The 12,400-nt window shown below is 40.4% G+C and carries 10 protein-coding genes; 7 read left to right on the top strand and 3 right to left on the bottom strand.

The window, feature by feature from the left end; genetic code table 11:
* From RMY16_RS26735 to RMY16_RS26725, 3 genes are all read left to right on the top strand, one after another.
* A partial coding sequence (locus tag RMY16_RS26735; RefSeq protein WP_322738900.1) for a hypothetical protein occupies positions 1 to 209 on the top strand: 209 nt, incomplete at its 5' end.
* 1 nt (position 210) lies between these two features.
* Positions 211 to 1,392 carry a phosphonopyruvate decarboxylase gene (gene aepY, locus RMY16_RS26730; RefSeq protein ID WP_322738899.1) on the top strand — a complete coding sequence of 394 codons (1,182 nt, stop codon included), beginning with the start codon at positions 211 to 213 and terminating at the stop codon, positions 1,390 to 1,392.
* 78 nt (positions 1,393 to 1,470) lie between these two features.
* Positions 1,471 to 2,562: a 2-aminoethylphosphonate aminotransferase gene (locus RMY16_RS26725; RefSeq protein WP_322738898.1), complete on the top strand. Its 1,092-nt coding sequence runs from the start codon at positions 1,471 to 1,473 to the stop codon at positions 2,560 to 2,562.
* Positions 2,563 to 2,650: 88 nt separating this feature from the next.
* On the opposite strand, the gene RMY16_RS26720 is transcribed toward RMY16_RS26725, so the two are convergent.
* Positions 2,651 to 3,106 (bottom strand): cupin domain-containing protein, encoded by a 456-nt coding sequence (locus RMY16_RS26720; RefSeq protein ID WP_322665447.1) that lies wholly within the window; start codon positions 3,104 to 3,106, stop codon positions 2,651 to 2,653.
* A 106-nt stretch (positions 3,107 to 3,212) separates the two neighbouring features.
* Positions 3,213 to 3,992 carry a cysteine hydrolase family protein gene (locus RMY16_RS26715; protein WP_322738897.1) on the bottom strand — a complete coding sequence of 260 codons (780 nt, stop codon included), beginning with the start codon at positions 3,990 to 3,992 and terminating at the stop codon, positions 3,213 to 3,215.
* A gap of 449 nt (positions 3,993 to 4,441) precedes the next feature.
* Between RMY16_RS26715 and RMY16_RS26710 the strand changes: the two genes are divergently transcribed.
* From RMY16_RS26710 to RMY16_RS26695, 4 genes are all read left to right on the top strand, one after another.
* Positions 4,442 to 5,176 carry a hypothetical protein gene (locus tag RMY16_RS26710; RefSeq protein WP_322738896.1) on the top strand — a complete coding sequence of 245 codons (735 nt, stop codon included), beginning with the start codon at positions 4,442 to 4,444 and terminating at the stop codon, positions 5,174 to 5,176.
* A 60-nt stretch (positions 5,177 to 5,236) separates the two neighbouring features.
* Positions 5,237 to 5,467 (top strand): hypothetical protein, encoded by a 231-nt coding sequence (locus RMY16_RS26705; protein WP_322738895.1) that lies wholly within the window; start codon positions 5,237 to 5,239, stop codon positions 5,465 to 5,467.
* Entirely contained in the window at positions 5,464 to 5,727 is a 264-nt protein-coding gene (locus tag RMY16_RS26700; RefSeq protein WP_322738894.1) for a hypothetical protein, read from the top strand. Before RMY16_RS26705 ends, RMY16_RS26700 begins: the two co-directional genes overlap by 4 nt.
* 215 nt (positions 5,728 to 5,942) lie before the next feature.
* Complete coding sequence (locus tag RMY16_RS26695; RefSeq protein ID WP_322738893.1) at positions 5,943 to 6,797, top strand: hypothetical protein; 855 nt, start codon at positions 5,943 to 5,945, stop codon at positions 6,795 to 6,797.
* A gap of 2 nt (positions 6,798 to 6,799) precedes the next feature.
* Here the strand turns inward: RMY16_RS26695 and RMY16_RS26690 are convergent, their stop codons facing one another.
* Entirely contained in the window at positions 6,800 to 12,274 is a 5,475-nt protein-coding gene (locus RMY16_RS26690) for an AAA family ATPase (RefSeq protein ID WP_322738892.1), read from the bottom strand.
* Positions 12,275 to 12,400: the final 126 nt, after the last annotated feature.

Genomic DNA, 12,400 nt, shown 5'->3' with positions numbered 1-12,400 from the left:
TTCCGAGTTCTGAGGCTGAAGTTCCGAGTTCTGAGGCTGAAGTTCCGAGTTCTGAAGCTGAAGTTCCGAGTTCTGAAGCTGAAGTTCCGAGTTCGGAGGTTAAAGTTTTGAGTTCTGAGGTCGAAGTAATAATCTTTCCTATCAACTCTCCAGTCCCCAATTCCGCTTCCTCACTCGCTAGTCCTTACTTTCCACCCTCCATCTATTAATATGATCCAGGCAGAAGAATTTGTAGAAGCTGCGCGTAATCTTGGCTTTGGGTGGTACACCGGTGTACCCTGTTCTTTTCTCACGCCTTTTATTAACTACGTCATCAATGACGTTCAACTTAAATATATCTCCGCAGCCAATGAGGGAGATGCAGTAGCGATCGCAGCTGGAGCCGCAATTGCTGGTAAACCCGCAGTAGTGATGATGCAAAACTCTGGTTTGGGAAATGCTGTTAACCCGCTAACCTCCCTCACTTATATCTTTCGGATTCCACTGCTGCTGATTTGTACCTTGCGAGGCGATCGCGTGTTGCAAGATGAACCGCAACATCAATTAATGGGGCAAATCACAGAGAAATTGCTGCAAACAATGACTATACCTTGGGAATTTTTTCCCACAGATGCAGCACAAATAGAACCCGTTCTGCAAAGAGCCACAGCCTATATGCAACAAGAACGCTGTCCTTATGCTTTAATTATGCGTAAAGGAACGATATCTTCGATGGGCTACGCCAACGCCCCTCATGCTCTCACTCGTTCTTCTATCCCCGAACGAGAAAATAGTAATAGCGCTCATATTCAGCAAAGCTTTTTTCGCGATCGCAAAGAACAACGCATTTCTCGCAGCGAAGCATTAGCTCGGATTGTGGAACTTACCGATCCAGAAAACACTGTAGTAATTGCCACCACCGGATACACGGGACGCGAACTCTTTGCTAGTAAAGACAGCGCCAATCATCTTTATATGGTCGGGTCAATGGGCTGCGCTTCCTCAATGGGATTGGGATTATCATTAGCACGTCCAGACCTCAAGGTAGTAGTAATTGATGGCGATGGGGCAGCATTAATGCGAATGGGTAATTTTGCTACCATCGGCACTTATGGCGGTGCTAACTTGACCCATATTCTTTTAGATAATGAAGTTCACGATTCCACAGGCGCACAAGCCACCGTTTCTGCGGGTATATCCTTTGCCAAGATTGCGGAAGCGTGCGGTTACGGCGTGACATTAGCCGGAGATGACCCCGCCCTTTTAGATGCTTTATTTACCGCAGATGCTAATACTAGACCTAAATTCGCTCATTTAAAAATCCGTCCCGGAACTTTAGAAAAGCTACCCAGACCCAACCTCACCCCGGAAGCAGTTTTGGAACGCTTCATGAAACACATTGGTAATTCGTAATTCGTAATTAGTAATTCGTAATTAATAAATTCAAAGTACAAACTCTTTATTTATTAATGACCAATGAACCAATGACAAATGACAAATGACAAAATGATTTTACTAAATCCCGGCCCCGTCAATTTGAGCGATCGCGTCAGAAATGCGCTGTTGCGTCCTGATTTGTGTCACCGTGAGGTGGAATTTTCCCAACTTCAAACCAGAATCCGCGAACAGCTACTTCAAGTTTATGGTCTTGGAAGCGGCTGGGCACCAGTTCTCCTCACTGGTTCTGGAACCGCCGCGATGGAAGCAATGATTAGTAGTTTAGTACCCACAAACGGAAAATTACTAGTCATTGAAAACGGTGTATATGGCGAACGACTTTCCAAAATCGCCAAAATCCACAGCATTGATTACATCACACTTTCCCATCCTTGGGATGCCGAAATAGATATCAACGCTTTAGTCAAACTCCTGGATGAAAACACCGACATCACCCACCTTGCTGTAGTCCATCACGAAACTACTACCGGTCGCTTAAATAATTTGGCGGAACTAGCCCCAATTTGCCAAGAACGCCGCATCAAACTATTAGTAGATGCAGTCAGCAGCTTTGGTGCTGAGGAATTAAATTTTGCAGATTGGGGAATCACCGCTTGCGCTGCGACAGCGAATAAATGTCTGCATGGTGTTCCCGGAGTGTCCTTTGTCATCCTGCAACGGGATGCACTGCCATCAGTAGATGCAATTCCCCGCACCTTATATTTAGATTTAGGAACCTATTGCCAGCAGCAAGAACGAGGCGGCACACCTTTTACGCAATCAGTACAGACATTTTATGCCTTAACAGAAGCTTTGCAAGAAATGACAGAAGCAGGAGGTTGGCGTGCTAGACACAGCCATTACAACCAACTTGCTACCTTAGTCAGAGACGGGTTAGCCTCAATCGGAATTAAACCCTTACTTCCTCTTGGCAGTTCATCCGTTGTCTTGAACGCCTATTACTTGCCAAACGGTTTCAGCTATGAAGAATTTCACGACCAACTGAAAGTACGAGATTATATAATTTATTCTGGACAGGGAAATTTAGCTCAATCAATCTTTCGAGTCTCGACAATGGGAGCCATTACCCAAGCCGACATGGAACGCTTTGTTGGCGTTGTTAAACAAATCATTGGTAATTCATAATATTCTCTCGTTCCCATATTTCAGATGGGAACGATGAACGAGGAATAATTACGAATTACGAATTACGAATTACGAATTACGAATTATTTTAACAAGGCATCAAACCATCAAATCTCCCTATTACTGCCATATCTTCTTCATCTAACTCCGCCGGAATCCCACTGCGAATCAATTCCGAAAAGTCTTCATTGGGAATCATCACAGTCAACGTGTACAAGCGAGTAGAACCAGTATTTTTAATCAAATGAGTTCCAGTGGGAGGTACTAATAAACTATCTCCAGCTTTGATCGTGGCACTCTTGCCATCACATATAGCGATCGCTTCCCCTTTGAGGACGAAAAACATTTCCACCGCCCACTGATGGCGATTTGGGGGTGTTTGCCCACCAACATCAAAAATTTCTATGCAGCAAGTCAAAGAAGTATTAGCATTTGTCGAATCGAAGATAATTGCTAATCGATTCGAGGCGTCGGGACTGATGCGATATACTTGGTAATCTTTGCTAGATTTGATAACCGGAATTACACAACGAGTAGCGTACATTTATTTATCCCCTCTGAAGTTATCGATGGGTATGAAAATTTCTAAAATCCGAGTCCTGAATATTAACTCCTCACTCTTGTACAGACGCGATTAATCGCGTCTCTTATCACTCCTCACCATTTTGCAGCGCTGTTAAAATTCCTTGCGAGTCAGTGACAAAACCAAAGCATTGTTTAACATTATATAATGTCGCCAGCCAACAAAATTCAGGAGAAGTTGTCGCGGTGCAGTCTTTAACCAATACGCAGTCATATCCTAAGAAGTTGGCATCACATAAGGTAGTTAGCACACATTGATCGGCATTAACACCAGCAAAAAATAATGTTGTCCTTCCCAAATTCCGCAAGATACTATCTAAAGGTGTATCCCAAAACCCACTCATGCGGTATTTATCCACACGAATATCTTCGGGTATCTGTTCTAGCTCGTCTACTACTGCCGCAGCCCAACTACCTGCCATAAGTACTCTAGCACCATTGCTTGGTAGTGGATCGCCCAATCCCACACCTTCCCCTGTGGGATTATAGACGTGGCGCGAATTAGCACTAATATTGAGCAAGTCGGGACGATTCCCCCAATTTACCCAAATGACTGGAACACCAACCTCACGCAGTTCTGGAAGTAAGTTGTTCAAAGGTTCAATAGGCTGACGCGTTGGAGTTACGTCTACACCGATATGCGCTAACCAGCCATCAGGGTGACAGAAGTCGTTTTGCATATCAATGACGAGGATAGCAGTCTTTGCCAAGTCTAGGCGCAGGGTTTTAGTTTCTGTTGATAAGATAACGGGTTGTGGGGTCTTTTGAGGACGAGTGATATCTGCGATCGCATCATTCACTGTCCACGCATTTGGCGCAACTCCCAATGTCCGTAATGGTAAATTCATAAAATTCCAGTACCCAACACCATTTTCTATTTTGTAACTTGAAATTCCAGTCAAAATACAATTACTTAATCAAGGTTAAATATGGTGAACTACCTACACTTACCCGTAAGGAAAGTGTAGGCTTCCCAATTCATTGGGGATTGGTGGGAGTTTGCCCCTTATCACTCCCTTAATTCAAGATGAATCTCTCACCGCAAGTATGGTATCTGGGGAATCAACCCAAAATCATCTCGACGCAAATCTTGCTGATAATTATAATGTTGCAGTTAATGTGTATTTGGCAACTCTTGTGTGGAACGGTATAAAGCGCAAAGTCGCAGTACTGGGGATGGATACGTCGTCCGCTCATTGGAAGGGTACTACTTGAGGATTATCATCTCAGCATAGACTTTTGTGATGGATATTTTGTAGTCCTGAGTAAAAGCTAATTAAATCAAACTTGACTATTTATGAATGAAGAAAACAATCAGAATAAAATAAACCAACAACCACCAGTAAGCGATTCTAGCAAAAAAGAAGATAAAAATCGCAGAAATTGGTGGATTGAAATTGTTTCAGTAGCGGCAGTATGTTATCTGATATTTAGCCTAGTTAGCCCAATATTTATCGAACAAGGAAAACAACCAAGAAAGATAGAAGCTCCCGATCTTATACTCATTGCCATTGTTTTATTGTTCAACTCTGGTTTGCTCAATCGACTAGAGGATTTTGGAATTTCTAAAGATGGCGGGTTTACAGCTAAGTTTAAAGAATTAAAACAAGAGGTCAATGAACAGAAAAAACAAATCGATGAGCTTCAAGCCCAACAGCTAGAACAACTAGGAAAACAGCAGAAAAATTTAGAACAAACACAAGCTTTTATGTTTGGTTTTTTGCTTGCTAAAAAGGATTATGAGAAGATCGATCAGCTTTATAAGCATTCTAAAGCAAAGACGAGTTATGACTTTTATGTATCAAACAATGTAGGTGATGAGTTAAGACGGTTACGAGATTTTAAATTAATTAAGACGAACTCTGGTTATATCAGTGATGTGGTTCAAGCGAGTAATTATGGTAAAAACTCAATAGATTTGACTAAATATTTTCATGTTACAGATTTAGGCGAACAGTTTTTGTTAACCCGTGAAGCGCTACAGTCTAACAGCCAGCAAGAAATTAAAAATGCTCAGGAAACTCCAAAATGAATAGAGAGAGGCGATCGGTGTTAGCTTTAAGAGCGAAGCGTTGCATGAGAGCAATTCACTATGTCGTCAGCAGCAATTACCACCGTGATCAAAATGATGGAGTCTTTACCCGTTGAAGTACAAGATCGGATTGCAGAGCATCTGCGAGAGTACATTGACGATCTGCAAGATGAAATCAGATGGAATGAATCGTTTCAGAGAACACAATCAAAACTTATTACTGCTGCTAAACAAGCCAAACAAGAAATTGCAGAGGGACAAGCTACTGCAATGAACTACGACCAGCTATGAAGTCAGCAGTACTTCCTTCCTTTTGGTCTGAGTATCGACAGTTGAGCAGCGAAATTAGGCAAAGTGCCAGGAAAGCATATTGGCTGTGGGCAGAGAATCCATTTCACCCGTCTTTACATTTCAAGTGTATCAACAGTCTGGAGGGGATTTGGTCAGTGAGGGTAACGCGAGGCTATCGGGCACTTGGAGTTTTGGAAGGAGATACAGTGACATGGTTTTGGATCGGTAGTCATGACAATTATGAGCGTTTCTTTGGGTGAGTCTGTATATTTAGTCCGATTTTTTGATGAGTTTACCCAAGAACAGCATCGCAAGTATAATCTGCCAGCCGATTCATGTTGATGAAGATCCTGATGAACCCAATGCTAGCTAACAAATCACTGCACCCGATCGCCTAGAAGTTATATCCTGGGTATTCAATATTATCTGCCACCAGTTATCTTGGTCGTTATGTCGTTGTATTTATCTTTATATAGTGAGTAAATTTCAAGATTGGTTCTGGGAAATCCAAGAGTGCAGACAAGGCCCTCATTACTACTTCAGTGCCACTTTTGCTCCGTCTGATGCTGAATGCCTTGCTGCTTTAGTGCGCCAGCATCCATTGTCTGGTTTTGAACACTGTAATTTTGTTGGCAAATTAATCAATGCACCATGTGGAAACTCCAATACTCCAGGTTCTTACGATTTGTATGTTGACCAGAGCAACTATGCTGAAGTTATGTCGGGTATACAAAGAGATGAACCTATAGTTACTGTTGCACACTATGTCTGGCAAATCATTGGTGTTTGCGATCGCAATTTTGGCATTGAGTCTGGTTATGGTGGGATAACTGGCACAGATAACCAAACTGACACTTCATTGATTGTGGCGCTGGCGCAGTCACCAGAACTCACCTTAGTTGATTGGAGAATCGTTTCTGGGGGAGACGGTTACGCATTGGTGTTTTTTAGAACTGGCACATCAGCCGCAGAATTGCTTGCTTACTTGCAGATGCAGCCGGAAAAGCCTGACTTCACGCAAATAGAAAAAGAGTTACGTTTAGCTTTATCAGATCCAGCATTGTCTAAAATTTATCGTTTGGGCGAGTGTAAAATCAATGGTTGGCAGCTGGAAGCGATCGTTTTGCATAATATTGAAAAAACCACAAGCTATGGTGGCGAAGGATGGGACATGACACTACACACTAGTGAGCTTTCTAAAGTCGCCCAAACTGTTAGCGATAAATGCAAGGTTCCGGGTTGTGCAGGGGGTGCTGCACACGCGCCAAATGACTTCTATACACTCATTGGTAGCCATCTTAGCTTTGGCTACCCGCGCCAAGAGGGATAATTTTAAATTGGAATTTGAATCACAAATTCTGTACCCTCTCCCTGTACGGAATTAACATCTAGAGTACCGCCATGTTTTTCTACAATAATTTGCCGAGCGATCGCTAATCCTAATCCTGTACCTTTACCGACAGATTTAGTTGTAAATAAATGGTCAAAAATCTTTTGTTTGACTTCATCAGACATTCCCATCCCATTATCTTGAATGTAAATTAAAACATGATGTTTGTCTTCACTAAAACAAGTTTTAATCTCAATTTTATTATTAATATCGTGAAAATTATGTCCAATATTGGACTCCTCTAGAGCATCAATGGCATTTGCCAATAAATTCATAAATACTTGATTCAGTTGACCAGGAAAACATTTGACTAAAGATATATCCCCGTATTTTTTCACAACTTTAATTTCTGGATGTAATTCTGATGCTTTTAAGCGATGCTTCAGAATCAAAACTGCACTGTCGATACCATCATGAATATTAAAAGCAACTTTGTTTTCTGTATCTGCTCTGGAAAAAGTTCGCAAACTATTGCTAATACTCCGAATTCGATCTATTCCTAATTTCATCGAAGAAATCATTTTTGGCAAATCTTCTCGGATATATTCTAGGTCAATTGCTGCAATTTCTTCTTCAATTTCTACACCCGGATTTGGAAACTTTTCTTGATAAAGCTCGATGAGGTGAAACAAATCTTCAACCAAATCAACAGCAGGTTGGATATTACCTGCAATAAAGCCTACAGGATTGTTGATTTCGTGGGCTACACCTGCAACTAAATTACCTAATGCTGACATTTTCTCGTTTTGCACCAGTTGTAGTTGCATTTGTTTTAAATCTGTAAGTGAGTGTTCTAATTGTTGGGCATTCTCTTGCGATCGCTGATAAAGAGAAGCATTTTCTAAGGAAATGGCAGCTTGTGAACACAATAGATTTATTACTTGGAGTCTATCATGGGTGAATACTCCAGCAATGAGATTATTTTCTAAGTAAAGGATGCCGATTAACTTCCCTTGATGGAGAATAGGAGTACACAGTAAACTCTTGGGTTGTTGTCGGATAATGTAGGAGTCAGAGGTGAAGGAATTTTTCACAGTCGCATCATCAACTACCAATGTTTCTAAAGTGCGTTTGACATAGTTAATTGCGGTTAGAGGGATAGCTTGGCTAAACTCAATGGGAATAGATTGCAGAATAGTTGGCTCTTTTTGGAATGTTGCGATTGCTTCGATCGCCCAAATATTATCCTTGAGTAAAATTAAAACAGATTTTTTAGCTCCGGTATTCTCCATCACCACTTGCATTAATGTTGACAACAACTTCTCTAAATGAATTTCGCTAGATAGTGCTTGAGAGGCTTTGAGAACACTTGCTAAATCTAAAGCTTCGGAAATGCTGGTACTAGTGGATGAAATTGTCATACCAGCATTAAAAGTAGACAGAGGCATTTGATTATGGAGGGTAGATGCTATTTCTGTGGGATTGACGCGAATTGTTTCCCATTGGAGAATCGGTGCGAGTAATTGAGGATAACGTTTTTCTAAGTCATAAACTTTGGCTTTTGCGCCCCAACGAACATAGCAGTAGTAAGCGTTTGTCAGATATGTTTGGGCAATTTGTTCTTTACCCCATCCTAAATAAAATTTGGCGGCGAGTTCCTGAGCGAGAGCTTCTTCTTGGATATATTCGTTTTCTTTTGCTCCTTGAATGGCGCGATCGTACATTTCCATTGCTTGGATATATTCGCCAAGAATGCGATAGCGTTCAGCCTCTACTAGGTGAAACTTATGTAAATGATTCATCGGCGCATGATGCGCCCAATTCTGCATTTTTTCCTGATTGGTTGTAACCCGTTTTAAAATAAATGCTTGCTCATCTTCAGAAGCACTATAATACACGGCTAATTGGCTCAGAGAATCATAAAAATGAAATAGAGGAACAATAATACTGCCAATCAGACTATCTAAATAATTCAGTGCTATTTCAGCATTTTCAATTGCATTATTATACTCACCAAATAAATAGCAAAGAATTAATTTATTAAAATACAATGAACAAATCATGCTTTTGTCATGACTTTGGTAATGAAGTGGTAACATGATTTCTTCATTGTAAGCGTCACCGATTAAACGGCAAGGATTTTCATTTTTTGAGAGTAAGTTAAGCACTACCTGCCGATACAGTTCATTTCTAAGTAACGATGGTTCTTGATGAAGTTGTGCAAGTGCTTGACTATAATTCGCTATTATTTGTAGTACACAAGATAATTCTTTACCAGCCAAATATGAATTCAAGCAATAAATAAATGCACAGTAACCAGCAAATTCTAAATCTCCTGTTTCGAGTCCGGTAGAATAGCCTAATTGGATAGGATGTAAAAGTTCTCTAACGTGATTTTTCCAAGAATTCAAAGAGCCATAAACAACTGCATAAGTCTTAGCTATGAATTCTTTAGCATTCAGTTTATCTAATAATCTGAGAGTCAGTTGACCGAATTGATAACCAGATTCAACATCTCCCAGAAAAGTATACAGAATCAGTCCATAACATGAATATCCATAGAGAGAATTAGCAGTATTTCCATACTTGAGGGATAAAATAACCTGTTTGAACAATATTAGGGGATAGAGTTCTGGGATAACTAAATAAGCAGCAGCAGCTATATTTGTCAATATATTCATAGCTGCTAACTTATCTGGCTCCGTCATTATTTTTAACTCTAGTAAGTCTTCAATAGATTTACCCTCTAAAGCTAATTGTGTTTCCTGTAGTCCACGAGAAATATCTTCTGGTTTTGGCTGTTCTGGTAGTTCTATGTCCAATAATTTGAGAACTTGGAGTCCCGTTTTTATCGCCTCCCACATTCTATTTTGTGCTACCTGAGATAAAATTTGTGTTTCGTAGGCTTTGACTTGATCGCTCAGTGTTTTGCCATTTTCTAATATTACTTGTACTAATTGCTCCATTTGTTCAAAATTACCATTCAGATGGGCTAACTCGGCAGATGTCGAGTACAGTGCCAAAGCCAAATCATACTGATATTGCCAACAATCTTCTGTGAGTAACCTAATACCAAAATTTGTGTATTCTATAGCAGCTTCATAAGCAGTCGAAATCTTCGCTTTATGACTTGCAGTTAGATTTAATTTTGCCAGTTCTTCTCGTTCTTCTGACTGAGTAACTAGTTCAACTCCCAAATTTAACTGATTGACTAATTTAAAGAGATATTCTTCGCGCTGTTCAAGGGAAATATTCTTCAAAATTAATCGTCCAATTTTGAGGTGTACTGTCTGTTTTTGGTCTTCGGGAATTAGAGAATAAGCAGCTTGTTGAACGCGATCGTGCAAAAACTTATAGGAACAGGAGCCAGAATCTAACATCCAAGAATCAGAAGCAATTAAAGATTCTCCTGACTCCTGTTGATAAAACTTGTAAACTTCAGTTGTGGGGATGACCAAACCTTCTTGCAAAGCTTTCCATAGGTCTGCTGCTGTCTCTGATAGAGATTTTTCATGGACAATTGCGAGAGTTGCTAAGTCAAACTGATTATCAATAGAAGCTGCAAGCTGCAAAACTTTTTGAGTTGCTTCTGGTAACTTCTGCAACTGAAGTACCATAAACTCTACCAAATCATCAGTAAATGCTAATGCTCTAACCTGAGCAATATCACATTGCCAATGACCCATATCAAAGTTATAGTTAATTAACTTCTCTTCGTGCAAAGATTTGAGAAATTGATTAGTGAATAATGGGTTCCCTTGAGTTTTCTGATATATTAAATCTGTGAGAGTTTGGGTAATTGCTAAGTCACATTTAAGAGTATCATTAATTAGATGATTTACATCTGTGCGATTAAGATTTGCTAATGTAATAGTATTAAGACAATCTCTAGATTTATTAATCTCTTCTAATGTCAATATTAACGGATGCCCTGGATAAACTTCATTATCCCGATAAGCACCAATCACTAACATATAGTGAATTTCAGCTTCATTCATCAGCAATTGTATCAACTTTAAAGATGCTGAATCGGCCCATTGTAAATCATCAAGAAACATCACTAAAGGATGCTCCTTGGTTGTGAAAACTTGGATAAATTTATGAAACAGTAAATTGAAACGATTTTGTCCAGCAGTCCCTGGAAGTTCAGAGGCTGGCGGTTGTTGCCCAATAATTTTTTCTAGTTCGGGAATAACTTCGATAATTACCTGAGCATTTTCACCCAAAGCTGTTAAAATTGCGGCTTTCCATTGTTCAAGTTGAGCATCGCTTTCACTAAGTAATTGCCCCATTAAATCTCGAAATGCTTGTACAAAAGCTCCCAAGGGAATGTTGCGTTGGAATTGGTCATATTTCCCTTTGATAAAATAACCCCGTTGTCGCACAATGGGTTTATGGACTTCGTTAACAACGGCAGTTTTACCAATACCAGAGAAACCTGCTACTAAAATCATTTCTACCCCCCTTAGTCCCCCCTTGCTAAGGGGGGATTCAGGGGGGTGAGCTACTCTATCAAATGCTGCGAGTAAGCTTTCTACTTCTGCTTGCCGACCATAGAGCTTTTCTGGGATGATGAAGCGATCGCAAATATCTCGCACTCCTAACTCAAAGACATCAATCCTGCCAGTTTCTCGCCACTGACGCCAGCAAATTTCTAAGTCATACTTCAACCCCAATGCACTCTGATACCTATCCTCGGCATTTTTCGCCATCAGTTTGCTGATAATTTCAGACAGAATTGGCGGAATCTCAGGATTGAGACTATGTACCTGTGGAGGAAGCTTTGCCAAATGACAATACACCAACTCCATCGGTTCATCAGATTTGAAAGGTAACTCTCCAGTGAGGAGTTCAAAAAAGGTGACACCCAAGGAATAAAAGTCGCTGCGGTAGTCAATTCCCCGGTTCATTCGTCCGGTTTGTTCGGGAGAAAGGTATGCTAATGTCCCTTCTAGAATATTTGGATTAGTCAGAGTTTGCGTTTCTCTGGAAAGTAAGGAGGCGAGACTAAAATCGATCAGTCTTATATCTTTTGTGGTGGGGTTAATCAAAATATTGGCGGGTTTGATGTCTTTGTGAATCACCCGATTGTGATACAATCCATCAAGAATTGAGACAATTTGCAAAGCAATGTGAAAAAATGTCTGCAATCCATCAGCAGTTCTCCCCATCCCCTTATCTTCCCACTTGGCCATCTCTGCTTGGAGAGAAATGCCACCCAAATCTTCCATAACTAAGGCATAGCTGTTTTGATAGTTCTCTAGACTATAAGTTTTGATAATGCCATCAATATCTAGATTTTTCGCAATGGTGTACTGATTGCGGAATCGCACGAGTTCATAAAATGTGGGATACTCGCGCCGCAACAGTTTAATTACTACCGGCTTTTGATCTGATTCTCTAATACCACGATGCACTAGGGTTTTAGATCCCGAATAAATTAGTTCATGTATTTGATAACCGGTTAGCGCCACCATAGTTCTCTTTTCCCTCCAAGGTTAATTTTTTCCTGTTTACATTGATTGTTCCTATTAATACAAATGTGCTTAAGGTTTGGGAAGACTATTTTGTAACAAGATATGAATGTGCAATCGCTAAATTCT

Origin of the sequence: Nostoc sp. DedQUE12b (assembly GCF_034530835.1) — a bacterium.
Classification (GTDB): Bacteria; Cyanobacteriota; Cyanobacteriia; order Cyanobacteriales; family Nostocaceae; genus Nostoc.
The sequence above is the reverse complement of the archived record's forward strand: the minus strand, read 5'-3'. Positions and strand labels throughout refer to the sequence as shown.

What these genes read in the sequence shown, in the direction of transcription:
- RMY16_RS26710 (WP_322738896.1), top strand. Translation starts at nt 4,442, where the DNA reads ATGAATGAAGAAAACAATCAGAATAAAATAAACCAACAACCACCAGTA.
- RMY16_RS26725 (WP_322738898.1), top strand. Translation starts at nt 1,471, where the DNA reads ATGACAAATGACAAAATGATTTTACTAAATCCCGGCCCCGTCAATTTG.
- RMY16_RS26715 (WP_322738897.1), bottom strand. Translation starts at nt 3,992, where the DNA reads ATGAATTTACCATTACGGACATTGGGAGTTGCGCCAAATGCGTGGACA.
- RMY16_RS26705 (WP_322738895.1), top strand. Translation starts at nt 5,237, where the DNA reads ATGTCGTCAGCAGCAATTACCACCGTGATCAAAATGATGGAGTCTTTA.
- RMY16_RS26720 (WP_322665447.1), bottom strand. Translation starts at nt 3,106, where the DNA reads ATGTACGCTACTCGTTGTGTAATTCCGGTTATCAAATCTAGCAAAGAT.
- RMY16_RS26700 (WP_322738894.1), top strand. Translation starts at nt 5,464, where the DNA reads ATGAAGTCAGCAGTACTTCCTTCCTTTTGGTCTGAGTATCGACAGTTG.
- RMY16_RS26690 (WP_322738892.1), bottom strand. Translation starts at nt 12,274, where the DNA reads ATGGTGGCGCTAACCGGTTATCAAATACATGAACTAATTTATTCGGGA.
- aepY (WP_322738899.1), top strand. Translation starts at nt 211, where the DNA reads ATGATCCAGGCAGAAGAATTTGTAGAAGCTGCGCGTAATCTTGGCTTT.